Genomic DNA, 25,135 nt, shown 5'->3' on the forward strand with positions numbered 1-25,135 from the left:
CATGGCTGGACGCCCAATTGAAATTCCCATTTCCGTTACCGCAGACGGCGCGGAAAAAGGAGTCTCCAAAGTAGCTGACGCCTTTGACGATCTCGAAGGAAGTCTCAAAGACGTATCCAAGGCCGGTGGCAAATCCGCCAAGGATCTCAAGTCCGACATGTCCGACGCTGCCAAGCAGATCGACCGTGATCTGACCAAGGCACTCGACGGAGTATCCGACAGCGCCAAATCAACTGGTGGCTCCGTTGGAAAGAATGTCAAGGAAGGCACTGACAAGGCCGGTAAGGGCATGGAGACCCTTAGGGACGAGTCCAAGCAGACCGCCCGAGAGTCAGCCGCCAGCTTCTCCAACATCACTGATGCAGCCGACGCGCTACAGGAAGTGGCCGCGAATGCGTTTACAGAATTCGGCCCAGCCGGTATGGCTGCTGGCATCCTTGCTGCTGCCGGAATCGGTCTTGCTATCTCCGCTCTTCAGGACAACGCCGACCAGATCAACCAGAACAAGCAGAACATTCTGGATCTAGCCGGAGAAATCCGCGATGCAGGCGGCGACCTGTCCAAGGTTGATTTCGTCGGCAAAATGCAGGACTGGGGACTAGCGATCCAAGACACCAAGGAATGGTGGGAGGTCTGGCAGAAGGACGCCAAGGACGGCTTTGAAGTCGTGCAAGAAGAGTCCCGCAAGGCTGGCACGGAGTGGGTATCCGCGTTCAAGGGCGCTCACGGCTCCATGGATGATTCCCTTCAGTTCCTCAAGGACACTGACAAGGAATTCAACGATCTCAACAAGACCATTGAGGACGCTGGCCGCACCTATGACGAGTACGGAAACAGCACATCCAACGCCAGCATTGAGACGCAGAACCAAGCCGAAGCGCTCAAGAAGCAGCGTGAGGCCGCACAGAAGAATGCTGATGCAGTCCGCGACGCGAACAAGGCCGCGTGGGATGCCGTCAACGTCGGCAAGACCGAGAATTCCGTACTCCAGGAACAGCTAGACCTCAAAAACTCCCTTGCAGATGCCAACAAGGGCGCAATCACTTCTGAGCTGGATCTCGCGGACGCTCAGGCCGACCTTGCGACAAAGCTGGCCGATTCCAGCGCCAAAGTCTCTGACCACACCAAGGAATCCCGCGACAACGAACGCGCCATCATCTCAGGCGCGGACGCTATCAACACCTATGCACAGGCTCAGGTTGACGCGGGAGTAAGCACAGACACCGTAAAAGGCAAGGTGGCTGAGCAGCGAGACGCGCTCATCGACCAAGCCACGAAGTTCTTTGGATCTCGCGACGCTGCTGCCGCCTACATCGACCAAGTTCTGAAGACCCCGAAAAAGGTTGATACGGACGTGAATCTCAACGGCATTCCTGACGCCGAAGAGCGCCTACGCCAGTTCACCGACAAGGGCCGTCACCTCTACGTCAACGTCCAAACCGGCGACACATCCGCCGTAGACAACTACATCGAAGGCATGAACGGCAAGAAAGTTTATGTCGATATCGCCCCACGTGGCGGGGTAGGAATTACGAACTAAATGACCACTCTTACCGCAGTACCGGACCCAAGCACCGGTTCAATTCAGCTCAGCATCACTCAGACAAACTCCGTCACCAAGATCACCCGTTCCGATGCCAACGGCATTGCAGAGGTCCGCGTTGCAGCCGGTCAACTTCCGTCTGCCTCCACAGGAACAACGATCGTCACCGACTATGAGGCGGCTTCTGGCGTCTGCAACTACACAGTGACCACTACAAACACCAGCGATATTGCTACCGCTTCCACCACTCTGACTCTCGCCAAGCCATGGCTAATGGTCCCTATCGCGCCGAACTATTCATCGACCGTAGAGACCGTCACCAACTACGGCGCAGGCCGTTCAAGCAACTCCACAGTGCACCAGATCATTGGACGCGCTGACCCCTTGGTAGTTCTCGGGAAGCTTGGTACCCGTACCGGAACCCTTGAAATCTGGACTGATTCAATTGCGTCCGCCAACGCTCTTGCTCGCGTCTTTGACCGTGGCGAAATCGTCATGCTCAAGCAGGGCGACAACGCCGGAATGGACATGTATTTCACGGCTGACGATCTGGACATCTCGCCTTACTCCGTAGCAGGCGCAGGACTCACCCGCTACAAGTTCACCGTCCGCTATCGGGAAGTTGTGCGCCCTTACGGCAACCTTGCTGGCGCTCTTGGCTGGACCTTCGATGCTCTGGCCTCCCGCTACTCGACGTTCGATCAGATCCTCGCGGACTACGCCACATTCGACGCCCTTACTCTCGGAGGTATCTAACTATGAGCATCACAGCTCCCTACGCAGCGGACGCACAAGACCGCATCCGTTTCAGCTCCCGCCACGTCATCACGGCAACGGCGTATCCGGTGTCAGGCTCACCTTTTGAGCTTGATGTCGAGGACGCTCAAGTCCAGTTTGACGAGTCTTGGTCACCACGAATTCAGGCAACCCTGACGTGCAAGGTTCCCGAGGACAAAACCGTTCTTGAATCGCTGGATGCCCGTAAGAATGTCCGCGTCAAGATATACGCAGGTTACGTCTGGGACTCCGTGACGGAGGACATCCAGCTACTCGCGGATCTCCACGTCAGAAGCCGAGAGGTCAAGCGACCTTCCAACCGGCTGGTACTCCGCTGCCACTCTGACGAGGGATTGGCTCAGGACTACAAACGTCTTGCATGGGACAGCGCCCCGCCACAATCCAACCTCTTGGATGTCGTGCAGTATCACGCGAACATCGCGGTCATTCCCGGTGCTGCTCCGACAGTGGTAACCGACTTCCCGTCAAACTTCGGAGCTTCCGCAGTTTCCGGCGTCACGCAAGACCCCGGACAGGATTCCTGGAGTCTGCTCAGCGATGCCGCCAACCGTGCGGGTGTGCAGATCTACTGCACTGGTGACAGGAAGTGGCGCATTGCCGCTAGGCCGGTCATCTCAAGTGACACGGCGCTGAACCTGACTACTGGCGGTGGCGGAATCATCAAGGAATCTACAGCCCTCTACAGCCGTGAGGAATTCAACAACGCGGTTTGCATCGCCTACAAATGGCGCGATGTTTCAAACGTGGATCACGTCCTTTACGGACACGCTTACATCTCTTCTGGTCCGTTTGCCATGAGCGCCATAGGGCACAACACCTATTTCGAGGAGCGCAACATCCCGGCGACACAGGCACAGGCCGACGCTGCCGCAACAGCCGCGCTGCAAGCCATGGCAAAGCGCGGACGCTTCTTCTCCATTGATGCAATCTCCGCGTATTGGGTTCTTCCCGGCATGACGGTTACGGCAACCCTGCCGACCGGAGACCAAGAGCGCCTTCTGGTGTCCTCCGTCAGCTTCAACTTCCCTTCCGGTGCCATGAGCCTCCGCTTGCGCCAGCCGGAAGACCTAACAATCCTCAACAGCTAGAAAGGCCCGAAATGCCAAGCACCGTGAAATATGCCCTGTCCTATCCTGCCGGTACCACCGCGCCCAATGTGCCCGTAGTCATGCAAACTTCAATGGAGTCTGTAGAGGCCGCTCTCAACGGCATCGCTGCCGAGAACATGTCAAAGGGCATCATCGCCCGCAACTCGAACGCCGGAACCAACTACATCGCGAACGGCACGTTCGTCATGTTCGACCTGCTGGCCGTGCCGCTGATCGCTAACCGCTGGTACGAAGTGAGCTACACATTCACTCACTCAGTGTCAGCCACCAACGTCCCACTAGCCGTTGCCGTTCGCTCAAGCGCAACCACGGACAGCACGGCAACCGGAACCGACGTGGATAACAATGCCACCCTCTGGACAGCGCCCCTTGCGGACTCCGGCAAGACGGATACACCCGTCTGGCAGTTCAAAGCCTCTGCTACCGGCACCGTCAATATCAAAGCGTGTATTGCCCGAGCCGTAGGCACTGGCAACGTCGGTATCGCAACGCGACGACTCGTGGTGCGCGACATCGGAGCACAGTTCTAACCCGCAGCTCGCACAACTGAATAACCCCCGTATCTCGCGGAAGTTCGACGGCGGAGCCTGACCCAGAATCTAACGATTCGGTCAAGGTTCCGCCGTTTTGTCGCAGTAGCATGCCTTGTCAAGACATATGATGCCCCCTAGTATTTTGGACGTCGATTTTGGTTGTACTTTATGGAACTTCCAAACAATTGGTGTTGCCATCCACCCAGACATCGTTGGCGCGGTCGAACCTGCGCGCCGTGGAACCCAGCCGGAACGAGGCCGTCCCCGTTCCGCCCGGCGTCGTCGAACTTTTGGGTTCCGTAGCAACGAATCCCCGGACAGTGATGATGTCATTCATGGTCTTGTCCTAACGTGAGTTGAGCTGCCTGTCTGGCTCTTTCAGCTTCACGTGCCGCGCAGATCCGCGGCAGTACCCACTTCGCGTATGTGGATAGCCAGACCCAATGGCCGCCTGTGGGGGAAGAGTCGCGGCTCACGCAGCGTTGACCACACAGGCAGCCGCCGCAATGTAAACTCTTGATGGCGCCTCAGCCACGTGCTGTGCGTGCGTCGCCTGCCTCGGTAGCTCAGAGGATAGAGCAGGAGCCTTCTAATCTCTTGGTCGGGGGTTCGATTCCCTCCCGGGGCACCCAAAGAGCGGCTCTGAGCTGCGGAAACGTAGTCCAGAGCCGCTCTTGGTTTTTGTCAGGGCGTGAAGACCCACGGCCAGACGCACAAGCCAACCCGTGCCGTCAGCCCTCGCTGCGCTCTACGCTGTTCCCATGGTCTCGAACCTCGGCGACTCCGCAGCCATCACCACGGGCCCCGCAAGCTGGCCGGACGTCGAAAGGCTCTTCGGCGTCCGCGGCGAACCCTCGCGCTGTTGGTGCCGATGGTTCGCTCTCGTCGGTCAGGATTGGAAGACCACTCCCCCTAAGGCGCGGAAGGAACAGCTCAAAGCCAAATTCGACGACGGCCCCGAACCCGGAGTCCTGGCGTTCCGAGACGGCGAAGCAGTGGGCTGGTGCGCGGTCGAACCGCGCCGGTGCTATCCGCGCATCGAACGATCCCAGGTCCTCAAGGCCGCAGGCGCAGGCGCAGGCGCCCCGGAAGGCCCGGGAGTTTGGTCGGTGAGTTGTTTCGTGGTTTCTCCCAGCCACCGCCGGAGCGGGGTGGCCGCGGCCTTACTGGACGCCGCCGTCGGGCATGCCTTCGCCCATGGCGCCGAAATCGTGGAAGGCTACCCCGTGAATCCCTCGCTACGGCCCAAAGCCGGTTCGGCCGATCTCTATCAGGGAACGCTGAAGTTGTTCGCGGCGGCTGGCTTCTCTGCGGTTTCCACAGCGGTGCCCGGAAGGGCTGTCATGCGCCTGCGGCGTTGATTTTCCGCGCCCCCGTATGCCGAAACAACCCAGCTAAGGCAACGTCAAGACAACCGGGCCGTCTGCGGTGATCGCCACGGTATGTTCGCTGTGCGCCGCGCGGCGGCCGTTGGCGGAGCGCAGGGTCCACTGATCGTCGTCGTGGTAGTAGTCATCGCTGCCGCCCAGGATCAACATCGGCTCGATAGCGATCACCAGGCCATCCACAAGCTTCACCCCGCGGCCCGGCCGTCCGATGTTCGGCACGTTCGGCTCGGCGTGCATGGTCCGGCCAATACCGTGCCCACCGTGATCGGCAAGGATCCCGTAGCCGCTGCGCTTGGCTTCCCCGCCAATGGCGTACGCAAGGTCGCCCATCTTGTTTCCAATCCGGGCAGCCTCGATTCCGCGGGCGAGGGCGGCGTCCGTGGCGTCGATCAACTCCTGATCCACCGGATCCGCAGTGCCCACAATGAAACTGACCGCTGCGTCCCCGCACCATCCCTCCACGAATGCACCGCAATCGACGCTCAACAGATCGCCGTCCTGCAACACATATCCGTCCGGGATGCCATGCACCACGGCGTCGTTGACGCTTGTGCAAATGACCCCTGAAAAGGGCGTGGACGCCCACCGCGGACGGTAATTCAGGAACGCCGGCTTGGCTCCGGCGGATTCGATCAAAGCGGCAGCAACCTCGTCCAGCTCCTTGAGCGACACTCCAACCCCGGCGTGCGAACGAACCGCCGAAAGCGTGTTGGCAACCACTCTTCCGGCTTCGCGCATGAGCGCAATCTCTTCTGGCGTCTTCACCATAGACACTGGGGCCTCCAAGCATGAGGAACAAGGGGCCGGACCGGCCACCGAACGAACTCTTTCCACCCACTCTATGGGCGTCCCGATGGCAGTCAACCGGGTGGCGGGTCCGAGCCGGCGCAGGAGTGTCCTAAAGTCGCGGTATGGAACACCGAAGAATCGCCATCATCCGGGAACGCCTGCAGACAGAGGCTGATCCGCAACGTGCGAAAGCGGTGCAGGCGTACATGAAATCATCCATGCCTTCCCTCGGTGTCAGGGTCCCGGTAGTCCGTCACATGGTGCTCGCGACCGCGAAGGAACTGCCGTTCGCGTCCCCTGCCGAACTTCGTGACGATGTCCGGCTGCTGTGGCGGGAAGCTACATGGCGGGAAGAACGCTACGCCGCCATCGATCTGACCTCGCTCAAGACCGTGGCCAAGGATCTGGAGATGTTGCCTCTGTACGAAGAAATCATCCGGACAGGTGCATGGTGGGACTTCGTTGACGGCGTTTCCGACCGTATTTGCGCCCTTCTGCAACACCACCGGAGCACGCTGACCCCGCTCCTGCGGAAATGGGCAAGCGACGAGGACTTCTGGATCCGTCGCGCGGCCATCACCTCCCAACTCAAGGCAAAGTCGGCCACGGACAAAGAACTTCTCGCCACGGCGCTCGACGCCAACCTGGCCGACACGGAGTTCTTCATCAGGAAAGCAATCGGGTGGACGTTGCGGGAGTACGCCAAGACCGATCCTCAATGGGTGCGGAGCTACGTGGAAACCCGACGGGCCAGGCTGAGCCCGTTGTCCCTACGTGAAGCGATGAAACACCTCGGCTGAATCCGGTTCAGGACTTCGGTTTGAGCTTGAGCTTCAAAATCCCGCGATGGGGGCGGAACAGCACATGGGTTTTCTTGTCAAAGAACACCAGGTAGGCGATGAAGGAGACCGCGATGGCGATCGCCACTCCGCGCACCACATCAATGGGGATCCACTGGAAGACACTCAATTGGTCCGTCAGGGCGATAAGGGTGAAGAACGCCGTCAAATAGAAGACCGTCCGCAGCTGGGGGCCGTCTGCGATGCCCGTCACCGTGAAAAACACCAGCAGCCACACCATGTACCAAGGCTGGATTACCGGCGCCAAGACGACGACGGCGGCGAAGGCCCAGGCCATCCGACGAAGCACGGTCTTGTTGAACTCGGGTTCGTCGTCGAGCGGCGCGGGCATGCCGAATCCGCGGCCGGGCGTCCGAACGGCGAGCCAGACGATGGCAAGGGCCGAGACCGCCGTTCCGGCGGTCTGGATGATATCCGTCACCGGAACGCCGGGACCACCGAAGAGTCCGACGACGAGTCCCGCCGTGTGTGCCAGCAAGCCCACCGGCGCGTACCAGATCCAGACGGCGCCGGGAGTCTGGAGGGCGCCAAGCCAGCCAAATCCTAGGCCGTTCACCAATCCTGCGGCCGCCAGGAGCCCCAGGGACAAGCCCAACGTAGCCGCCCAACAGATCATTCTGCGGCCCCAACCGGCACGGGTACCGGCCCACAGCAGTCCGGCAAAAGGCAAGGCAATCAAAGTAATTGGCTTGATGGCGATCGAGGCCGTGATCAGCACGATTCCAAGCACGGGTCGTTTGACGGAGGCGAAATACAGCCCGGCAACTACCAGTCCCAACATCAAGGAGTCGTTGTGCGCGCTGGCGATGAAGTTGATCAGGAGAACCGGGTTGAGGACCCCAAGCCAGAGCGCCCGCTCCGGGTTCACGCCGTGGAGCGCAGCCAGGCGGGGAACGTAGACAGCGAGCAGCACGACCCCGGCGAGGGCAGCCAGGCGGAAGGGAATCAGCGCAAGCTCGGGGACGCCGGCGCTCACCCAGACGGCACCCTGTTCGATCCAGAGCCATAGCGGACCGTAAGGTGTGGGTGCTTCCGTCCACAATTTGTCGGGTCCGAGTGAAAAGTAGTTGCTAAGGGCGGAGATGCCGTTTGTATATGGGTTCAGGCCCTGTTCCATGAGCCGGCCCTGGCCGATGTAGGCATATGCGTCCCTGCTGAACAGCGGCAAGCTGAACATCATCGGGACCGCCCACATCCACAATGCGCGCCGCAGCACGGGACGCGAGGACGGGTTCCATCCGCCGATCCGCTGGGCAATGCGCAACCATGAGCGGAGGAGGAGGAGTGCGCCGAGGCAGAGCATCACGGTGCAGACGATCACTCCAACCGGAGATGTCCGGGCCATGATGAAGATGGGGGTGCGGATAAGGGCGCCGCTGGTTGTTGCCATCCAACCGACTCCGACCGAGCCTGCCACCATGAGCAAGGACCCGATGAACCCTTGGAGGATCGCCGTCCTTGCCGCTTTGGCAATCACAGTGCCGTGGACCGGGGCGTTGGAATCGCCAAGCGCCTCTGGATGAGCCAACGAACTCCCCACCTCACGCTCACGAAACTTCGACGTCACCATCAAAAAAATCCTGTCCGGTTCCCTGCCGCATCCGGGCCAAAGTGGTAAGGCCGGCTGCCATGGATTATTGCAACTCTAGCATCGCCGTCTGAGGCCTCCCGGGGCCCACCGGACCATGGGTCTGCCCGCGAAAGGGGCCTGAGATAGAATGAACGGGGCTCTGGTTTGATGCCGAAGACCCACGGCCGCTCTGGTTCCACATGAAATTCAATGGAACCGATGTTGTCTGGAGCGGCTCCGGCCGCTACGGCTTACGGCACCCTGTGACGATAACTACCTGACAAGGATCCTCCCATTTCCACGGACTCATTCTTCAGCGCGCTCACACGGTTCCGTCATCGTGTTCTTCCCTCCTCGTTGCAGGCCTGGCTTAACTCCCCCAAAGGGTTGCTGGCTGGATTCTGCGTTGTGCACTTGGTCTTCCTCGTGTTCTCTTTGATCGTCTCGCTGCGTGGCGGGGCCTACAGCGACACGGTCATCTATCGAAGCTGGACCGCCGCCGGGTTCCATGACGAGAACCTCAGTGGCGGGCCCAGTCCGTGGGTCTACCCCGTTCTCGCCTTGGTGCCGATGGCCATCGCCGGCGTGGCCGGTCCCGGTCCGTTCTTTTTCCTTTGGGTAGTCATGATCACCTTGCTCAACGGCTTGGCTCTCGGAAAGCTCACGGGGTGGGGCCGCCGCCGCGAGGCTATCCCGGCGGGATGGTGGTGGCTGGTCTTCCTGTTGATCATGGGCTGCCTGAATTTCGCCCGCGTGGATGGATTGACCGCGCCCATTGTGCTGATCGCCTTGGCGTACGGGGTGTCGCATCCGTTCATTGCCTCGACCCTTTTGAGCGTTGCCACCTGGATGAAGGTCTGGCCGGCCGCCGTCGTCCTTTCGCTGTTCACCGTCGTCAAGCAGAGAACACGGGTGGTGGCTGCCGGAATTCTGACCAGCGTTTTGGTCATCGCCCTTACGGCTGCCGTAGGCCAACTGCCGAAGCTCCTTAACTTCTTGACCCAGCAAGGCGATCGTGGAATGCAGTTGGAAGCCACCTTCACCACGCCTTGGTTGTGGCTCTCGGTTCTGCATGTTGGCCGCTCCAGGATGTACATGAACACGGACATCAACTCCATGCAGGTGGATGGCCCGGGCACGACCCTCATGTCTTTCTTGATGCAACCCCTTCTTGCCTTGGCCGCGGTCCTGGTTGCCGCCATGATCTTCTGGGCGCTTCACAACGGCAAACGAAGCGGCGGGGCGGACCGTACCGAACTGTTGTTGGCCGGATCCCTGACCATGGCCACGGCTTTCGTCGTGTTCAACAAGGTTGGGTCCCCGCAGTTCATGGTTTGGCTGGCGCCAGCTGTGGCCGTCGGGCTAGCCCACAGCTGGAAGGAATGGCGGGTTCCCGCGGCGATGCTCATTGCTATTGCTGTGGCCACATTCTTCATCTACCCGCTCTTCTACGACGCGCTCAGCCACAACAACCCTTTGATGGCCTTGGTTTTGACGGTGCGCAATGTCCTGCTGGTGGTGCTCTTCTGCTGGTCCGTACGCCGCCTGTACCTTCTCGGCAAGAAGATCCCGGCCAACGAGCCAGCCCTCGCTGCCAAGGAGTTCTGAGATTTCCGTTCGATTCTTCGACGGGCTGGCCCGCGTGCGCGACGCCGCCCTGCCGCCTGCCGCCGTCGCGTGGTTTAGCCGTCCTTCCAGCGTCTGGTGGGGTTTCGCCGCCGTCCACGTGTACTTCCTCGGCTGGATGGCAAGTTTCTTCCTGTCCGGAAACACGTTTAGCGACACTGAGCAGTACCGCCAGTGGGCGATGACCGGCTACAACCCTGCGGATCTCCATGGAGCGATCAGCCCTTGGGTATACCCGGTGCTCGCCCAGATTCCGATCTTCCTGGCCAACATCGCGGGCCCAGGTCCATACCTGCTGGTGTGGACGTTGATCATCACTACGCTCAATGCCGCTGGCTTGTTCATCTTGACCCGCGGCCCGCGTAGGACAACGGGTATTGCCCCTGCTTGGTGGTGGCTGTTCTTTACGGCTTTCATGGGCTACCTCAGCTTCGCGCGGGTAGAGGGCATCACCGCGCCCATCGTGTTGGTCGCGCTGCTGTACGGCGCTACGCGGCCCGTGGCGGCGGGGATCCTCCTCAGCATCGCCACGTGGATCAAAGTCTGGCCAGCCGCCGTCCTGGTACCTATCGTCATCGCGAGCCGCCGCAGGCTACGGATCATCGCGTGCGGCGCCGCTGTAACTGCGGCCGTGGCACTGGGTACCTACCTTTCGGGCGGCTTCCCGCATATCCTCGACTTTTTGACCAACCAGGGCGAGCGCGGCATGCAACTGGAAGCCACGTTCTCGACCCCCTGGGTCTGGTTGAGCGTGCTGAACATCGGCGGCTCCAAAATCGCCGACAACGTCGCCATCAATTCCACCGAGGTGTATGGGCCGGGAGCCAATGTGGCGGCATTCATGATGCAGCCCCTCTTGGTGCTTGCCGCCGTCGCCGGCTCTGCCCTTTTGCTTTGGGCGCTTCGGCGGGGTGCCGAACCGGAAGAGCTGTTCCTTGAGGGCGCCCTCATGATGACCACGGCGTTCATCGTGTTCAACAAGGTGGGTTCGCCGCAATTCATCATCTGGCTTGCCCCGGTTGTTGTGGCCGGACTGACCCACGACTGGAATCGCTGGCGGGTCCCTGCCGCCCTCCTGATGGGGATCGCCATGACGACTTTTGTGATCTACCCGTTGTTCTATACGCCGCTGATCCATGCCAACCCCGTGATGGCAACAGTGCTCACTACACGGAATGTGCTTCTGGTTGTCCTGCTCTGGTGGTCCGTGCAGCGGACCTTGGAACTGGGCCGCAAGTCCAGCGCAAGAACTGCTATTCGGAGCGCCTGAGCCGCCGCTCAAGCCTGCGTAGCAGTTGCGCAGGGGTGGAACGGATCAGCAGTCTGCGCGTGTGAATGTCCAACACCATCAGGTAGACAGTGAATCCCACGGCCACCAAGAAGGACAGGGATGACACTTTCACGTTCAGTTCCACGAAGGACAGCACCGAAATCTGGTCCTGTGCGCCGAAGGCCACGAAAAACGTGACGGCAACATAGAGGGACTTGATCTGCCAGTCGTCCCTGATGCCTGTGACCGCGAGCAGCGGGATGAACCACAGGATGTACCACGGCTGGATAATCGGAGAAAGCATGACGACGGCGGCAAACGCCAAGGCCGCGCGTCGCACCAGCCGTGAATAGTCTCCGCGGAACATGAGGACCACCACCAGCGCAATTCCGGCCCACTTCATGAGGGTGCGGAGCCCGGTGGCCACGGTGGAGCCAGGCAGGCCCAAGAGATTGCCGATCACCTCGACCTGCTGCCCCAGGAATCCCGAAGGCGAATATCCCGTGTAGCCGGGTGTGGGATCGAGGATGGCCCAGACCCATCCAAAGCCAAGGTTGTAAGGAATTCCGCTCACTGCCAGGACGGCAAAGCTGATACCCGCCGTCGCGCCCCAGAACAGGAACTTGCGGGCCCAACTCGCTGCCGGGCCCGCCCACATGAGGCCTATGAAAGGCAGGAGAAGTACTGTGATCGGCTTGATGCCGATGGAAGCCGTGACCAGCAGAAGCCCGGTGATATGGCGCCCGGTGGCTGCAAAGTACATTCCGGCCACTGCCAAGCCCACCATGAGGGCATCGTTATGGGCGCTGGCGACGAAGCTGATGAGGAAGAGCGGGTTGGCCACGGCGATCCACAGCGCACGGCCCGGATTGATCCCGTGCAGTTCCGCGAGCCTGGGAACATACACGACGCAGAGCAGCACTCCGACGGTCGCCAGAACGCGAAAGAGCAAAACGGAAAAATCGGGCTGGGCGTCGGTGATGCCCACCACCCATCTGGCAAGCCACAGGAAGTAGGGTCCGTACGGCGTCTTGGCTTCAGCCCAAGCCGGGTCAGCGCCAAGGGAAAACCAGTTGCTGAGCGAGGAAATGCCCACTGTGTAGGGGTTCTGGCCTTCAAGGACCAGCCTGCCCTGGCCGGTGTAGGCGTACACGTCGCGCGAATAGATGGGCACGGCAAACATCAGGGGCGCCGCCCACGCCGCAACAGCGACAACCACGGATCTGAGCGAGCCTGGCCCCCAGTCCTTGAGCCTTTGCCCGAGCCTCAACCATGACCTGACCAAAAGCATGGCCCCTGCCGTCAGCAAGATGGTGGAGGTCGTGACGCCCCAGCCCTCCGTGCGCAGGGCGATAACAAGCGGGTGCCTGAACATGGGCGAACCGTTGGCGATCCAGCCGGCGCCGATCGAACCGACGAAGATCATCAGGGACCCAAAAAATCCTTGCCAGATTGCCACGTAGGCCTTGGCCTGGCCGGGGGTACCGGCGCCGATGTGCGGGGCATTCGGGGAATAGAGACTTGCGGCGGCCTTCTCGGACGGCGCCGCGGGGTCCTTTTCCTCATCCCGGCTATTTGAGGTGCCCACGCCCGTTCCGCCTGCCGTCATGATATTCCAGTCCCTACGTACATTGGTCCAGCTCATCGATGCAGGCAACAACCGCTCGACAACGGCCCAGTTTACCAGCCGAGTAAGCCGCAGGAGCGGAATGGAGCGCCCCGCCACCCTTCCCATGCGCCCGAACGGTAGGCTGGGCGAGTGCCTATTACTAATGAACGCATCGTCTGGATCGACTGTGAGATGACCGGTCTCGACCTGGAAAACGACGCCCTGATCGAGGTCGCGGCCTTGGTCACCGATTCGGAGCTAAACATCCTGGGTGATGGCGTAGATGTCGTCATCAAACCCGAAGACTCCGCGGTTGAACAGATGAACGACTTCGTCCGCGACATGCACACCCGTTCGAAACTCCTGGACGAGCTCCCCCACGGCAAGACCATGGCCGAAGCCGAAGCAATCGTTCTGGAGTACATCGAGAAGTGGGTACCCGATCCGAAGAAGGCACCGCTGGGTGGCAACTCAGTCGGAACAGACCGGATGTTCCTCGCGCGGGACATGCCCAACATCGTCGAACACCTCCACTACCGGGTCATCGACGTCAGCACCATCAAGGAACTCTCGCGCCGCTGGTTCCCCCGCGCATATTTCCAGTCGCCCGCCAAACATGGTGGCCACCGCGCGCTGGGAGACATCAGGGACTCCATCGACGAACTGCGCTACTACCGCGAGGCCGTGTTCGTCCCGGCTCCCGGACCGGATACCGCAACGGCACAGAAGATTTCCAAGCAGATTGCGGCTGGCCCGGAGACGCCGGCAAGCACGTGATCTGCGGCACCTTTTCGGGAAATTTCACCCAAACGGTCAAAAGTGGCAAAACCACCCCTCAAGACGGGGTATAGTTTTTGTCGTTGCCTCCGCAGCTGACGGGTCATTCCGAAAGTGGTCAAAGGCGCATGGTGGGCGTAGCTCAGTTGGCAGAGCGCCTGGTTGTGGTCCAGGAGGTCGCGGGTTCAACCCCCGTCGCTCACCCTCATGAGATCGGTTGCAGTTTATCGATCGCAGCCAAAGGCCGTACTGGTTATCCAGTGCGGCCTTTGCTTTGTCCCGGCCGATTTCGGCCATTCCAGACCCGAGAACCAGAGGAACACCTGACATGACCGTCCTGCCAGTCACCATCTGGGGCGAGCCCGTGCTTCACCGCCGGGCGAGCGAGGTCGAAGAGTTCGACGACGAACTGCGCACCTTGATTGCCGACATGTTCGAGACGAACGAAGCCGCCAACGGCGTCGGGCTGGCCGCACCCCAGGTGGGGGTCGGCAAACGGATCTTCATCTTCAAATACCCGAATGACGACGACGCACCGGACGAAGGTGTCCTGGTGAACCCGGTCCTCACTCTCTCCAAGATCCCCGGCGCCCTTCCGGATCCCGAGGAAGACGTCGAAGGCTGCCTGTCATTCCCCGGGGAGCACTACCCCCTGCAGAGGGCCGAATGGGCGCGCGTCCAGGGCTTCGACGGCTACGGCAACCCGGTGGATTTCGTGGCCACAGCTTGGTTCGCCAGGGTGATGCAGCACGAATTCGACCACCTTGACGGCAAGCTCTATGTGAATCGCCTGGCTGACCGCTACGCCAAGAAGGCCATGAAGCAGGCCAAAAAGAACGGCTGGGGAGTGCCCGGCCTGAGTTGGATGCCGGGTGTTGACCCGGACCCCTTCGGACACTGAGCGATGACCGGCATCGAGCAGGGCGAATTGTTCAGGCTTCTCGACATCCACGGCGAGGACGCTTTTGAGTGCGCCTCGCTGCTGGCGTCACCTCCCGAAGACGGAACCCAACAGGCCCTTGCCATCCTTCAGGCCCGCCTGGGCGCGTTTCCAAGCAGGTCTGCCTCAGCGGATGGTTGTACGGAAACGGACTGGATCGAGGCGCTCTTGCGCTTCGCACCCGTGGTCCACGGCCATCATCTTTCCCTTGGCATCCCGCCGGAAGCCTCGGCCGCGATCCTGGCCGATGTGGGACTGAACCTTCGTATCAACCGACGGGTTCATGGACACTTCGGTTTGGACACGTGGGCCTGGCTGACCCTCCACATGGCCGGAAACATCTTCCGGATCGGCCGCTTGCAATTCCATCTCGTCCGCGACGCAGCAGGCTCTGTCACCGCAAGCGGCTCTTGGGTGCTGGGTGTACACATCCCGGAAGATGGCGGTCTCTCCCCTGCCCTCGTTGACTCGAGCTTCAGCCAGGCCAGGGAGTTCTTTGACCGATACTTCCCGGACAAAGCGGTCTCCGTGGCGAGCTGCGACTCCTGGATGCTGGATCCCTATCTTGCCCGGAAACTGCCGGACAGCAACATCGCGGCTTTTGCCCGCCGGTTCTCCCTGGACCGCTGCTCGGAAGCCCCGAGCGACGCTGTCTACTTCACCTTCCGGCACCGGGGCATGGAAAACCTTGATCGGCTCCCCCGCGAGACCTCGCTTCAGCGGGTGGTGCTCGAAAGGATCGACGACGGCGGCGTCTGGCAACTTGGACACGGCCACTTGGAACTTCCGCCAGCGCAGGCCAACCCCGCCTGAAGCGGCCGCCCCGCGCTCTGAGGCGGCTACATCGCCCTGATGGTCTGTTGACCGGGGCACGAGTCCAGGACGCGCCTCATGGCGTCTTTCTCCGCTTGGGTGACCCAGAGCCGGTACGCGGCCTTGACGGAGACCTGACGGGCTACGTAGTGGCAGCGAAAGCCCTTGTTGGCAGGCAGCCAAGTTGCCGCGTCGCTCGCGCCTTTCTTCACGTTGGCAGGACCGTCGACGGCAATGAGGTTGAGGGGATCATTGGCCAGGCTTTGGCGCTGTTTGGCAGTGAGCTGCTGGGCACCCTTCTGCCAGGCGTCCCCGAGAGCCACCACATGGTCAATCTGCACGGCCGAGCTGCTTTCGGCGCCCCTGCGGAAATGGATGTCCTGCCCGATGTATGGCTCACGTAGCTCCCCGGAAGCGATCCTGCATTTGGAGCCTGTTGTGAACTCCACTGCCGTAAGATCCCGCCTCAGGATGTCGTTCCTGGTATCGCAGCCGTTTCGGTCGACGTCGAGCCACGCCTGGCCGAATTCGTTGCGGTCGTAGTTGTCCTTGGCTGCACGCCCCTTCACAGGAAGCGCCTCCAGGGCATCAACGGCTGAACCGGCGGGTACCGGCTGAACAGCTTCCACCGGCTTCATCCAACTCGGGTCGAAGACTGGAGCATCCGTTGGTCCATTGCCCGTGCCCTGGCCAACTGCGAACTGGCCGTTGGTGAAGAACCACCCGATGCCGGCAAGTCCACCCGCGATGATGAGAATCACCAGCACCCAGGCCTGCCGGGACTGGCGGCGGGCGCGTCGATAGGCGGCCCAGGTGCTGCTCAAGGGATTGCGTCCTTTCAGGGAGGATTACGTCCCTTGAGACTAGGTCAGGCACTCATAACCGAGGCCGATATCCACAGTGTGGAGGACAAGTCGCAGCTTACTGCTCCTTGGTAACGCGTTTCAGGTCTTCGGCAGCCAGCTCCAGAAGCGACCCCAACTGGATGACTCGGTCCTCAGCGATATCACCCGCTGCGTGTGCGGCCTTGGCGCCGTCGAGCAGGCGCTGGGCTTCCTTAAGGTTGGCGCGCGCCACGTCCAGTGCGTGTTCCAGGGTTGTTTCATGTTCCAGAATCTTTTCGCTTTCCATGCGTCCATTCTGGTCAGGTTTCCCGGCTGATACCAGCGAATCAGCCGGGAAACCCCTGTGTCTTTCCTGGCAGTGGCCAGGGCCGGCTAGACGCCGGCGTGCTCCAACGTTGCCTTGGGCTCAAGGTCAACAGCTACGCTGCGTGCCGGGAACGACGGCGGGTTCACGCCGGCCATTTCTTCCATGACGCGCACTACCTGGCAGGAGTAGCCGAATTCGTTGTCGTACCAGACGTAGACCACGAGGTTCTTGTCGTTGGCGATGGTGGCCAGGCCATCCACGATGCCCGCGCGGCGGGAGCCGACGAAGTCCGTGGAGACCACTTCGGGTGAGTCGATGAAGTCGATCTGCTTGCGCAGTTCCGAGTGCAGGGACATCTCGCGAAGGTAGTTGTTGACCTCGTCCTTCGTGGTTCCCTTCTCCAGGTTCAGGTTCAGGATGGCCATCGACACGTCCGGGGTGGGAACCCGGATCGCGTTGCCGGTCAGCTTGCCCTGCAGTTCCGGAAGGGCCTTCGCCACTGCCTTGGCCGCACCTGTTTCGGTGATGACCATGTTCAGCGCAGCCGAGCGGCCACGGCGGTCGCCCTTGTGGAAGTTATCGATCAGGTTCTGGTCGTTCGTGAACGAGTGGACGGTTTCCACGTGGCCGTGGATGACCCCGAACTTGTCGTTGAGTGCCTTGAGCACCGGGGTGATGGCGTTCGTCGTGCAGGACGCCGCGGTGACGATCTTGTCCGTGTCCTCGATGGAGGAGTGGTTGATTCCGTGAACGATGTTCTTCAGCTCGCCCTTGCCCGGAGCCGTGAGCAGCACACGCGCGACACCCTTGCTCTGCAGGTGCTGGGACAGGCCCTCGGCGTCGCGCCAGCGGCCCGTGTTATCAACCACCAGGGCATCCTTGATGCCATAGGCCGTGTAGTCCACCGTGGAGGGGTTGTCCGAGTAGATGACCTGGATCTGGACACCGTTGGCCGTGATGGTGTTGGCGGCCTCGTCCACGCGGATGGTGCCCTCGAAGGAACCGTGCACCGAGTCGCGGCGCAGCAGGCTGGCGCGCTTGACGAGGTCGTTCTCGGCGCCCTTGCGGACCACGATCGCGCGCAGGCGCAGGCCGTGCCCGCCGCCGGCCTTTTCGATCAGGAGGCGGGCCAGGAGCCTGCCGATGCGGCCGAAACCGTAGAGCACGACGTCGGTGCTGGTCCGGTCATCCGCGCCGCGGCGCCCGACAATCCCGGCAAGTTCGGCGCGGAGGAAGTCCTCCAGGGCCGTTCCCGGGGCCTCGGCCTTGTACTTCTCGTTCAGGCGGGCGATATCGATCGCAGCGGCCCCGAGTTCAAGTTCGGCGAGGGTGTTGAGCAGGGGTGCGGTTTCTTCGAGCAGGAGTTCGTCCTTGCTCATCCGGCGTGCGAAGCGGTGGGCTTTCAGGATGTTCATCGACGACTTGTTGATGAGGCTGCGCCCGTGGATGCTCGTGACCACGTTGTTCTCACGGTACAGCCGGCCGATCACCGGAATCATGGCCTCGGCCAGCGCTTCGCGGCCCATCCACGTATCAAGACAAGAATCTGATGACTGGCTCACAGAACTACCTTCCTAGGGTCAGCTACATACGTCCTCGTACGTAGATGGCGGCCGCCCGGAGTAATCCTGCGGCACTGGCATCGGCGGGACTTCGGTCTGCCCGGACACCTCGAACGTTGCAAAGAAAAACCGCCGGCTGCGAACGCAGAACCGGCGGTGGAACTTCTACGTTCACTGTCCATTCTAAGGTCTTGCACGGGAGGCTTTGGCAGCCGGAATGCGTGAATTCACTCACACAGTGCTGAGGGATGGGTTGACCGATACGCCGGGTTCTGTCCTCCCGCGCCGTTGCCGACGCAGGAGTGGCGACCATCCATCTACGAACGCCGTTGCCGACGCCCTCCAGCGGCCTACCCGGACACTCGGGCGAGCAGCCCTCGATCGTGCCCTGTCTGGCCTTGCTCCGGGTGGGGTTTACCTAGCCTCCCTGGTCACCCAGGGAGCTGGTGGTCTCTTACACCACCGTTTCACCCTTACCTGCTGCCTGCCTGTGCTGGCACAAGCAGACGCCGGCGGTCTGTTCTCTGTGGCACTGGCCTGCGGGTTACCCCGAGTGGGCGTTACCCACCACCCTGCCCTGCGGAGCCCGGACGTTCCTCGAGCCACTCACGCGGCGCGCGGCCGCCTAGTCAACCCATCCGCCCTACAGTCTACCGGCGTCGGGCCTTCCGCATTTCCAAACGGCACTGCGGAACTGCACCCCGACAACCAGCGCCGGCATTACGGCTAATATCGACTGGTGCTGATTCTCCTGCCGCCTTCCGAAGGCAAGACCCCCGCTGCCAAGGGCTCCGCCGTCGAATGGGAGTCCCTGAGCTTTCCGGAACTCAACAGTTACCGGGCCAAAGTGCTCGACGCGCTCGGCCTGGTCAGCGCGCATGAGGACGCCCTCGCCCTGTTGGGGGTGGGCGCATCCTTGAAGGACGACGTCGAACGCAATACCCGGCTCCACGCCGAACCCGCAGCCCCGGCCCACCAGGTGTATTCCGGTGTTCTCTACGACGCGCTCGGCTACAAGACCCTGACGCCGGCACAGCGCCGCAAGGCGGTGGAGTCGATCCTCGTGGTGTCCGCCCTGTGGGGCGCCATTGGCTTCGGCGACCGTGTGCCCGCCTACCGCCTGTCCATGGGAACGGCGCTGCCCGACGTCGGGCGCCTCGCCTCATTCTGGAAGCCGCAGCTCACGCAGGCCCTCGCTTCGCGGGTGGAGGGCGAGCTGCTGGTGGACTGCCGCTCCAGCACCTACGCCGCGGCTTGGGCTCCGCCCGCGGCGCAAACTGTCTCCGTCAACGTCTTTTCCGAGTCCAATGGCAAACGCACCGTGGTCAGCCATTTCGCCAAGCACACCCGCGGCGAACTGGCCCGGCACTTGTTGAGCCGACGAGGCAAGGCGCCGGGGACGCCCGAACAGCTGCTCAAGGCCGCCTCGGAAATCTGGACCGCGGAGTTGACGGACGGCACGGCGCGCAAGCCGCACACCCTCAGCATCATCCTCCCCAACTAGCTAGCAGTAGGTGTCGTTATGACGCCTGAAAACGACATTAACTGCGAGTTAGTTGGGCAGTGAGGCTAGTTGGGTGGGGAACAGGCGGTTAGTTCCACTCGGCGGAGCGCACCAGGATGCAGCCGGAATCGGGGCAGAACACGATCTCGTCCTCGGCCGCGGCCTTGACTTCGGCAAGGTCGCCGGGGCTGAGTGTCATCCCCGAGCCTTCGGACTTGCCGTGGAACAGCCTGGCGGCCCCCACCCCGCGCTTGGCAAGGGTCTTTTCATAGATGGCCAGCATCCCGGCGTCGAGCCCTTCGGCGAAGCCGGTGCGGTGGGCGCGCACGTCCGCCTCATCGGCAGCAATCTCGGCGATGGCGGCGTCCAGCTCGGCGCGGATCCCGGAGAAGGAACCCTGGATGTCATCGACGATCTGCTGTTGCGCGGTTTGGCGCTCCTTGAGTCCGTCCAGGCGTTCCAGGATTTCCAGCTCGACGTCCTCAAGGTCCGAGCGGCGCTTGTTCAGGGACGCAATATCGCTTTGCAGCGCGACGAGATCCTTGGAAAGTCCGGTACCACTGTTCAGCCTGGCTTCGTCCCGCTCAATGCGGCCAACCACTTGTTCGACGTCGGCCTCTGACCTGCGAAGCTCGGCTTCGGCGTCGTGGACGGCAAGTTTAGCGTTCCCGAGCGCCCCGTTGGCCACGCCGAGGGCGTCCTGGAGATCGGTGATGCGGGGGTCGGTCTCCAAAGTGCGACGGCGGTTCGCCAGGGATTTGAGCTTCGCATCCAACCCCTGCAGTTCGAGCAATTTCAACTGTTCTGCCGGTGCTGCCTTGGCCACGCTTACCTCCGCTTGATCGTGCCGGGGATGATATTCAGCCCCAGCCAGGCTTTCGGCCTGTCTGTCTCGACTCTAGCGCCTAGCGTGCTCCCCTGCCTCGCTACATCCCCACCGGCTCCCAAACCTCGCTGCGCTCGGTGTGGGTCCCTCGCCGGGGTGGGCCCCGGGATGGAGCACGCACGCCAGGCTTAGCCGGGAGTCAGAATGAAGTCCCAAGGATCGCTGTTGGTGGAAGCCACCCGGATCTCGACGTCGTGACCCTGGTCCGCGAGCACGTTGCCCAGCGCTTCGGCCGCGGCGGGCAGCCAGAGCCACTCGCTCGCGAAATGCGATACGTCAACGAGATACGGCCTGCCGTTAACGGCAGCTTCACGCGCTTCGGACGCCGGGTGGTGCCGCATATCCGCGGTGACGTAGATGTCCGCCTGGCTCGCCCGGACGGCGTCGAAGAGACTGTCTCCGGCGCCCCCGCAAACGGCCACGCGGCGCACCAGTCCGTCCTTGTCCCCGGCGACCCGCACGCCACCGGCCACTGAGGGCAGGATCTCGAATACCCGGGCGGCGAAATCTCCCAGGGTCATGAGTTCAGGCAGGTCCCCGACCCGGCCGATCCCCTCTTCCGGCAGGCCGTGGACCGCAGGCGCCAGTGGGACAACGTTGTCCAGCCCGAACGCGTCGGCGAGGACATCGGAAACGCCTCCGACGGCGGAGTCCCCGTTGGTGTGCACGGTCAACAGTCCGGTACCTGACTCTATGAGCCGATGGACGGCAAGGCCCTTGGCACTCGTGGCGGCAACGGAGGTGACACCCTTGAGCAGCAAAGGATGGTGCGTGACGAGGAGCTCGGCGCCCCATTCAATGGCTTCTTCAATAGCGGCGAGGGTCGGATCCACAGCGAACATGACCTTGGTGACGGTGGCGGTTGGCCGTCCGACCACAAGGCCCACCTCGTCCCAGTCCTCAGCGAGCGACTCCGGCCAGAGCTCTTCCACTGCCAATAAGACCTGACCTAGCGTAGGGGTGCTGGCTCTTGGACTTCCGGCTGCACCGTTTTCCGGTTCTTCCCCGGATCCTGTATCTGCAACCGCGGTGTTCACAGCTTCCATGCATTACATTCTTGCGCATCCGACGGCCAAGACGCGCTTGCGGCTACCGGACTGTTTGAGATTGTTGCCACCGGCCGGGTCTGCGCCGTCACAGTCCCGTAAGGTTGTGCGGGAATCATCCAGGACTCCCAGCCATTGAAGAGATCATGAAAACTTTTGTACTTGGTGGAGGCTGCTTCTGGTGCCTTGACGCTGTCTATCAGAAGACCAAGGGCGTCAGTTCCGTGGTTTCCGGATACACGGGCGGGCACATCCGCAACCCCGACTATTACGATGTCTGCTCCGGAATGACGGGCCACGCAGAGGTCGTCGCTGTGACTTTCGACGAGGACATCATCCCGGCGGACATCATCCTGGACATGTTCTTCGCCCTGCACGATCCCACCACGCTCAACCGCCAAGGCTACGACGTCGGGACCCAGTACCGTTCCTCGATGTTCTACACCACCACGGAAGAAAAGATCCTCTTCGAAGAAGCCATCCTCCGGAACCAGGAACTGTGGTCCAAGCCGATTGTGACCGAGGTCAGTAGGCTGCCGGACTTTTACGAAGCCGAGTCCATCCACCAGGACTACTACGCCAAGTTCCCGGAGCAAGGCTATTGTCAGGTGATCATCAACCCCAAGCTCGCCAAGGCCCGGAAATATTACTCTTCGTGGCTCCGCGCGTAGCAGCGTGTAGCACCGCTCGTTAGGCTGACCTCAGCAGTAGCTATTTCAGCGAATTCAGAGAATAGGCATGATTACATGGCACGGATCTACGACGACGTCACCCAGCTGATCGGCGGAACCCCCCTGGTCCGCTTGAACAGGCTCACCGAAGGCTTGGACGCCACGGTTGCCGTGAAGCTCGAGTTCTACAACCCCGCCAATAGCGTCAAGGACCGTATCGGCGTCGCCATCGTCGACGCCGCCGAGAAATCCGGTGCGCTGAAGCCGGGCGGCACCATCGTCGAGGGAACTTCCGGTAACACCGGCATCGCACTGGCCCTGGTCGGCGCGGCGCGCGGTTACAAGGTCATCCTGACAATGCCGGAAACCATGTCCACCGAGCGCCGCGTCATGCTGCGCGCCTACGGTGCGGACATTGTCCTGACTCCCGGCTCTGAAGGCATGCGTGGCGCCGTCGAGAAGGCACAGGAGATCGTCGCCAACACGGAGAACTCCATCTGGGCCCAGCAGTTCGCCAACGAGGCAAACCCGGCAATCCACCGCGCCACCACGGCCGAGGAAATCTGGGCGGACACCGAAGGCGGAGTGGACATCTTCGTCGGCGGCGTCGGCACGGGCGGCACCATCACCGGCGTCGGGCAGGTCCTGAAGGAGCGCAAGCCCGAAATCCAAATTGTGGCCGTTGAGCCCAAGGACTCCGCCATCCTGAACGGCGGCGCCCCCGGCCCGCACAAGATCCAGGGACTTGGCGCGAACTTCATTCCGGAAATCCTGGACACGAACGTCTATGACGAGGTCCTCGACGCAACCCTCGAGGACTCCGTGGCCACCGCACGTGCCCTCGGCACCAAGGAAGGCATCCTGGGCGGCATCTCGGCCGGCGCAGCCGTGTGGGGTGCCTTGGAGCTGGCAAAGCGTCCGGAGAACAAGGACAAGCTCATCGTGGCGATCGTTCCCGACTTCGGCGAACGTTACATCTCCACAGTGCTTTTTGACGACATTCGCGGCTGATTGCGGACTCCCCGCAACCGCTTTCTTTCATTTCCTGTAGAAAGGTCTTTGTGAGCTTCTTCGCAAGACTTATGGAGGACCTCGAGGCTGCCCGGTCACATGACCCGGCGGCCCGAGGCTCCTTTGAGAACTTTTTTGCATACTCCGGCCTGCATGCCATCTGGGCGCACCGCCTGACGCACAAACTGTGGCAAAACCCTGAGCTGCGCTTCCCGGCACGGCTCATTTCCCAGCTTGCCCGCTTCCTGACCGGTATCGAGATCCACCCCGGCGCAACCATCGGCCGCAGGTTCTTCATTGACCACGGCATGGGTGTGGTGATCGGTGAGACTGCCGAGATCGGCGAAGACGTCATGATCTACCACGGCGTGACGTTGGGTGGCCGTTCGTTGGCCAAGGTCAAGCGACACCCCACCATCGGAGATCGCGTCACCATCGGAGCCGGGGCCAAGGTACTTGGTCCCATCACCATCGGCGCCGACAGTGCCATTGGCGCCAACGCCGTGGTGGTCAAGGACGCACCGCCTGAGTCGATCATCACCGGCGTTCCCGCAACGTGGCGGCACCGCGATGCCAAGAGCGAAACCAAGCCCGCCGTCGATCCCGCCGAATACTACATCGAATACCGGATCTAGCCGGAAAAGCGCTTGTAGGCGTTCCAGAAAACGGTGTCGAACGCCCGGTCGGGAAGTATCCTGCGCAAGGCGAGAATGGTCCAGGCCCCCCTGCCCACAGGGTATCGGGTCCTGGGCCTTCGCGACGTTGCCGCATGCACTATGGCTCCCGCCACAGTACGCGGGTGCGTCGACAGCGCGGTTCCCGACGTCGATGCCAAGGCGGCCGCGACGATCCCTGCCTGCTCGCGATACGGTCCATGTCCCGAGACCGTCAGCAGGCTCTCCCCCGCGATGGTGCCCCATTCCGTGTCCGTGCCGGCGGGCTCGATGATTGCCACGTCGATGCCATGGGGCTTCAGTTCCAGACGGAGGGAGTCGCTGAGGCCCTCGACGGCGAATTTTGTTCCGTGGTACCAGGCGCCGAGGGGTTCATACATTTTGCCGCCGATCGAGGACACGTTGATGATCCTGCCGGAGGCCGCAGCACGCATCACGGGAATCACCAGCTGCGACATCCGGGCGAGTCCGAAGACGTTGACCTCGAACTGGCGGCGGCCCTCATCCAGCGGCACCTCCTCCAAGGAACCGTAGGACCCGTATCCGGCGTTGTTGACCAGTACGTCGATCCGCCCCTGCTCGGCCAGGACAAGGTCCACTGCAGCCTTCATCGAGTCATCCTCAGTGACGTCCAGGGACAACACCTTGATTCCGTGGGCTTTGAGCGGCTCCATCTTTTCGACGCGCCGCGCCCCCGCGTACACGAGCAACCCGGCCTTGCTGAGTCTGATGGCGGCTTCGAAGCCGATTCCGGTTGACGCACCTGTGACAAATGCGACGCGTTGCGGCATGGACTGCTCCTCGTGTGGCGGGTTGGTGTTTCCTGCAGGACCTGCCTACGGCAAAGGCCGGCGCCTCCCACAGTATCGGGGAAGTGCCGGCCTTTGTCAGGAACCGAGTGGGGCAGGGTCCCTAGTGCGTGTCGACTGCCGAGATCTCGGACTTGTCTTCGCCCCACAGGGTGTGGAAGGTACCCTCGGCGTCGACGCGGCCGTAGGTGTGCG

At 61.9% G+C, this 25,135-nt stretch carries 24 protein-coding genes, 2 tRNA genes, 1 other RNA gene and 1 pseudogene; 17 read left to right on the forward strand and 11 right to left on the reverse strand.

Annotation, left to right across the window (positions count from 1 at the left end; genetic code table 11):
- The first annotated feature begins 1 nt into the window (after position 1).
- The 4 genes from NFJ07_RS18315 to NFJ07_RS18330 are packed head-to-tail and all read left to right on the forward strand — an operon-like array spanning position 2 to position 3,980.
- Positions 2 to 1,540 carry a hypothetical protein gene (locus NFJ07_RS18315; RefSeq protein WP_269996472.1) on the forward strand — a complete coding sequence of 513 codons (1,539 nt, stop codon included), beginning with the start codon at positions 2 to 4 and terminating at the stop codon, positions 1,538 to 1,540.
- Positions 1,541 to 2,299: a hypothetical protein gene (locus NFJ07_RS18320; protein ID WP_269996474.1), complete on the forward strand. Its 759-nt coding sequence runs from the start codon at positions 1,541 to 1,543 to the stop codon at positions 2,297 to 2,299.
- Positions 2,300 to 2,301: 2 nt separating this feature from the next.
- Complete coding sequence (locus tag NFJ07_RS18325; protein WP_269996476.1) at positions 2,302 to 3,429, forward strand: hypothetical protein; 1,128 nt, start codon at positions 2,302 to 2,304, stop codon at positions 3,427 to 3,429.
- 11 nt (positions 3,430 to 3,440) lie between these two features.
- On the forward strand, positions 3,441 to 3,980 hold the full coding sequence (locus tag NFJ07_RS18330) for a hypothetical protein (protein ID WP_269996478.1): 540 nt from the start codon (positions 3,441 to 3,443) through the stop codon (positions 3,978 to 3,980).
- A gap of 187 nt (positions 3,981 to 4,167) precedes the next feature.
- Here the strand turns inward: NFJ07_RS18330 and NFJ07_RS18335 are convergent.
- A pseudogene (locus tag NFJ07_RS18335) lies at positions 4,168 to 4,320 on the reverse strand (single-stranded DNA-binding protein); the annotation flags it as partial.
- Positions 4,321 to 4,538: 218 nt separating this feature from the next.
- On the opposite strand from NFJ07_RS18335, the gene NFJ07_RS18340 reads away from it, so the two are divergent.
- A tRNA-Arg gene (locus NFJ07_RS18340) sits at positions 4,539 to 4,611 on the forward strand.
- Positions 4,612 to 4,744: 133 nt separating this feature from the next.
- The gene (locus tag NFJ07_RS18345) at positions 4,745 to 5,344 is read left to right on the forward strand and encodes a GNAT family N-acetyltransferase (protein WP_269996480.1); all 600 of its coding nucleotides are present in this window, start codon (positions 4,745 to 4,747) and stop codon (positions 5,342 to 5,344) included.
- 33 nt (positions 5,345 to 5,377) lie between these two features.
- Here NFJ07_RS18345 and map read toward each other — a convergent pair whose 3' ends face one another.
- On the reverse strand, positions 5,378 to 6,145 hold the full coding sequence (gene map, locus NFJ07_RS18350) for a type I methionyl aminopeptidase (protein ID WP_269996482.1): 768 nt from the start codon (positions 6,143 to 6,145) through the stop codon (positions 5,378 to 5,380).
- Between the two features lie 137 nt (positions 6,146 to 6,282).
- Here map and NFJ07_RS18355 point away from each other — a divergent pair, with 137 nt between their 5' ends.
- Positions 6,283 to 6,960, forward strand: coding sequence for a DNA alkylation repair protein (locus NFJ07_RS18355; protein WP_269996484.1), 678 nt, complete (start codon positions 6,283 to 6,285; stop codon positions 6,958 to 6,960).
- Positions 6,961 to 6,967: 7 nt separating this feature from the next.
- Here the strand turns inward: NFJ07_RS18355 and mptB (NFJ07_RS18360) are convergent, their stop codons facing one another.
- Positions 6,968 to 8,590: a polyprenol phosphomannose-dependent alpha 1,6 mannosyltransferase MptB gene (mptB, locus tag NFJ07_RS18360; protein WP_269996486.1), complete on the reverse strand. Its 1,623-nt coding sequence runs from the start codon at positions 8,588 to 8,590 to the stop codon at positions 6,968 to 6,970.
- Between the two features lie 294 nt (positions 8,591 to 8,884).
- Between mptB (NFJ07_RS18360) and NFJ07_RS18365 the strand changes: the two genes are divergently transcribed.
- Both NFJ07_RS18365 and NFJ07_RS18370 read left to right on the forward strand, forming a co-directional pair.
- Positions 8,885 to 10,198, forward strand: coding sequence for a glycosyltransferase family 87 protein (locus NFJ07_RS18365; RefSeq protein WP_269996523.1), 1,314 nt, complete (start codon positions 8,885 to 8,887; stop codon positions 10,196 to 10,198).
- A 34-nt stretch (positions 10,199 to 10,232) separates the two neighbouring features.
- On the forward strand, positions 10,233 to 11,486 hold the full coding sequence (locus NFJ07_RS18370; RefSeq protein WP_269996488.1) for a glycosyltransferase 87 family protein: 1,254 nt from the start codon (positions 10,233 to 10,235) through the stop codon (positions 11,484 to 11,486).
- On the opposite strand, the gene mptB (NFJ07_RS18375) is transcribed toward NFJ07_RS18370, so the two are convergent.
- On the reverse strand, positions 11,470 to 13,095 hold the full coding sequence (mptB, locus tag NFJ07_RS18375; RefSeq protein ID WP_269996525.1) for a polyprenol phosphomannose-dependent alpha 1,6 mannosyltransferase MptB: 1,626 nt from the start codon (positions 13,093 to 13,095) through the stop codon (positions 11,470 to 11,472). The genes NFJ07_RS18370 and mptB (NFJ07_RS18375) overlap by 17 nt on opposite strands.
- Before the next feature lie 150 nt (positions 13,096 to 13,245).
- Between mptB (NFJ07_RS18375) and orn the strand changes: the two genes are divergently transcribed.
- The 4 genes from orn (at position 13,246) to NFJ07_RS18395 (ending at position 15,625) form a co-directional block, all read left to right on the forward strand.
- Positions 13,246 to 13,872 carry an oligoribonuclease gene (orn, locus tag NFJ07_RS18380; protein WP_269996490.1) on the forward strand — a complete coding sequence of 209 codons (627 nt, stop codon included), beginning with the start codon at positions 13,246 to 13,248 and terminating at the stop codon, positions 13,870 to 13,872.
- A gap of 131 nt (positions 13,873 to 14,003) precedes the next feature.
- Positions 14,004 to 14,076: transfer RNA gene (locus NFJ07_RS18385), tRNA-His, on the forward strand.
- A gap of 124 nt (positions 14,077 to 14,200) precedes the next feature.
- Positions 14,201 to 14,773: a peptide deformylase gene (gene def / locus NFJ07_RS18390; RefSeq protein ID WP_269996493.1), complete on the forward strand. Its 573-nt coding sequence runs from the start codon at positions 14,201 to 14,203 to the stop codon at positions 14,771 to 14,773.
- Positions 14,774 to 14,776: 3 nt separating this feature from the next.
- The gene (locus tag NFJ07_RS18395) at positions 14,777 to 15,625 is read left to right on the forward strand and encodes an acyltransferase domain-containing protein (protein ID WP_269996495.1); all 849 of its coding nucleotides are present in this window, start codon (positions 14,777 to 14,779) and stop codon (positions 15,623 to 15,625) included.
- Between the two features lie 26 nt (positions 15,626 to 15,651).
- On the opposite strand, the gene NFJ07_RS18400 is transcribed toward NFJ07_RS18395, so the two are convergent.
- The 4 genes from NFJ07_RS18400 to rnpB form a co-directional block, all read right to left on the reverse strand.
- Positions 15,652 to 16,449, reverse strand: a complete 798-nt coding sequence (locus NFJ07_RS18400; protein ID WP_269996498.1) for an HNH endonuclease family protein — start codon at positions 16,447 to 16,449, stop codon at positions 15,652 to 15,654.
- Positions 16,450 to 16,546: 97 nt separating this feature from the next.
- Positions 16,547 to 16,756 (reverse strand): hypothetical protein, encoded by a 210-nt coding sequence (locus tag NFJ07_RS18405; protein ID WP_269996500.1) that lies wholly within the window; start codon positions 16,754 to 16,756, stop codon positions 16,547 to 16,549.
- Between the two features lie 86 nt (positions 16,757 to 16,842).
- Positions 16,843 to 18,339, reverse strand: coding sequence for a glyceraldehyde-3-phosphate dehydrogenase (locus NFJ07_RS18410; RefSeq protein WP_269996502.1), 1,497 nt, complete (start codon positions 18,337 to 18,339; stop codon positions 16,843 to 16,845).
- Between the two features lie 245 nt (positions 18,340 to 18,584).
- An RNA gene (rnpB, locus tag NFJ07_RS18415) (RNase P RNA component class A) lies at positions 18,585 to 18,976 on the reverse strand.
- 102 nt (positions 18,977 to 19,078) lie between these two features.
- Here rnpB and NFJ07_RS18420 point away from each other — a divergent pair.
- The gene (locus NFJ07_RS18420; protein ID WP_269996504.1) at positions 19,079 to 19,843 is read left to right on the forward strand and encodes a YaaA family protein; all 765 of its coding nucleotides are present in this window, start codon (positions 19,079 to 19,081) and stop codon (positions 19,841 to 19,843) included.
- A gap of 88 nt (positions 19,844 to 19,931) precedes the next feature.
- On the opposite strand, the gene NFJ07_RS18425 is transcribed toward NFJ07_RS18420, so the two are convergent.
- Both NFJ07_RS18425 and NFJ07_RS18430 read right to left on the reverse strand, forming a co-directional pair.
- Positions 19,932 to 20,669 carry a zinc ribbon domain-containing protein gene (locus tag NFJ07_RS18425; RefSeq protein ID WP_269996506.1) on the reverse strand — a complete coding sequence of 246 codons (738 nt, stop codon included), beginning with the start codon at positions 20,667 to 20,669 and terminating at the stop codon, positions 19,932 to 19,934.
- Positions 20,670 to 20,857: 188 nt separating this feature from the next.
- Positions 20,858 to 21,775, reverse strand: a complete 918-nt coding sequence (locus tag NFJ07_RS18430; protein WP_269996508.1) for a Nif3-like dinuclear metal center hexameric protein — start codon at positions 21,773 to 21,775, stop codon at positions 20,858 to 20,860.
- A 146-nt stretch (positions 21,776 to 21,921) separates the two neighbouring features.
- Between NFJ07_RS18430 and msrA the strand changes: the two genes are divergently transcribed.
- From msrA to epsC, 3 genes are all read left to right on the forward strand, one after another.
- On the forward strand, positions 21,922 to 22,446 hold the full coding sequence (msrA, locus tag NFJ07_RS18435) for a peptide-methionine (S)-S-oxide reductase MsrA (protein WP_269996510.1): 525 nt from the start codon (positions 21,922 to 21,924) through the stop codon (positions 22,444 to 22,446).
- Between the two features lie 75 nt (positions 22,447 to 22,521).
- Positions 22,522 to 23,457: a cysteine synthase A gene (cysK, locus tag NFJ07_RS18440; RefSeq protein WP_269996512.1), complete on the forward strand. Its 936-nt coding sequence runs from the start codon at positions 22,522 to 22,524 to the stop codon at positions 23,455 to 23,457.
- Positions 23,458 to 23,507: 50 nt separating this feature from the next.
- Positions 23,508 to 24,092, forward strand: a complete 585-nt coding sequence (gene epsC, locus NFJ07_RS18445; protein WP_059387763.1) for a serine O-acetyltransferase EpsC — start codon at positions 23,508 to 23,510, stop codon at positions 24,090 to 24,092.
- Here the strand turns inward: epsC and NFJ07_RS18450 are convergent.
- Positions 24,089 to 24,922 (reverse strand): oxidoreductase, encoded by an 834-nt coding sequence (locus tag NFJ07_RS18450; RefSeq protein ID WP_269996514.1) that lies wholly within the window; start codon positions 24,920 to 24,922, stop codon positions 24,089 to 24,091. The genes epsC and NFJ07_RS18450 overlap by 4 nt on opposite strands.
- Between the last annotated feature and the right edge of the window lie 213 nt (positions 24,923 to 25,135).

This window comes from Arthrobacter sp. B2a2-09 (genome assembly GCF_027587375.1).
Lineage (GTDB): Bacteria > Actinomycetota > Actinomycetes > Actinomycetales > Micrococcaceae > Arthrobacter.

Coding starts and splice junctions, on each gene's coding strand:
- msrA (WP_269996510.1), top strand. CDS start 21,922: ATGAAAACTTTTGTACTTGGTGGAGGCTGCTTCTGGTGCCTTGACGCT.
- NFJ07_RS18450 (WP_269996514.1), bottom strand. CDS start 24,922: ATGCCGCAACGCGTCGCATTTGTCACAGGTGCGTCAACCGGAATCGGC.
- mptB (WP_269996486.1), bottom strand. CDS start 8,590: ATGGTGACGTCGAAGTTTCGTGAGCGTGAGGTGGGGAGTTCGTTGGCT.
- NFJ07_RS18395 (WP_269996495.1), top strand. CDS start 14,777: ATGACCGGCATCGAGCAGGGCGAATTGTTCAGGCTTCTCGACATCCAC.
- NFJ07_RS18330 (WP_269996478.1), top strand. CDS start 3,441: ATGCCAAGCACCGTGAAATATGCCCTGTCCTATCCTGCCGGTACCACC.
- NFJ07_RS18320 (WP_269996474.1), top strand. CDS start 1,541: ATGACCACTCTTACCGCAGTACCGGACCCAAGCACCGGTTCAATTCAG.
- mptB (WP_269996525.1), bottom strand. CDS start 13,095: ATGACGGCAGGCGGAACGGGCGTGGGCACCTCAAATAGCCGGGATGAG.
- NFJ07_RS18315 (WP_269996472.1), top strand. CDS start 2: ATGGCTGGACGCCCAATTGAAATTCCCATTTCCGTTACCGCAGACGGC.
- NFJ07_RS18345 (WP_269996480.1), top strand. CDS start 4,745: ATGGTCTCGAACCTCGGCGACTCCGCAGCCATCACCACGGGCCCCGCA.
- cysK (WP_269996512.1), top strand. CDS start 22,522: ATGGCACGGATCTACGACGACGTCACCCAGCTGATCGGCGGAACCCCC.
- NFJ07_RS18405 (WP_269996500.1), bottom strand. CDS start 16,756: ATGGAAAGCGAAAAGATTCTGGAACATGAAACAACCCTGGAACACGCA.
- def (WP_269996493.1), top strand. CDS start 14,201: ATGACCGTCCTGCCAGTCACCATCTGGGGCGAGCCCGTGCTTCACCGC.
- NFJ07_RS18430 (WP_269996508.1), bottom strand. CDS start 21,775: ATGGAAGCTGTGAACACCGCGGTTGCAGATACAGGATCCGGGGAAGAA.
- NFJ07_RS18325 (WP_269996476.1), top strand. CDS start 2,302: ATGAGCATCACAGCTCCCTACGCAGCGGACGCACAAGACCGCATCCGT.
- NFJ07_RS18355 (WP_269996484.1), top strand. CDS start 6,283: ATGGAACACCGAAGAATCGCCATCATCCGGGAACGCCTGCAGACAGAG.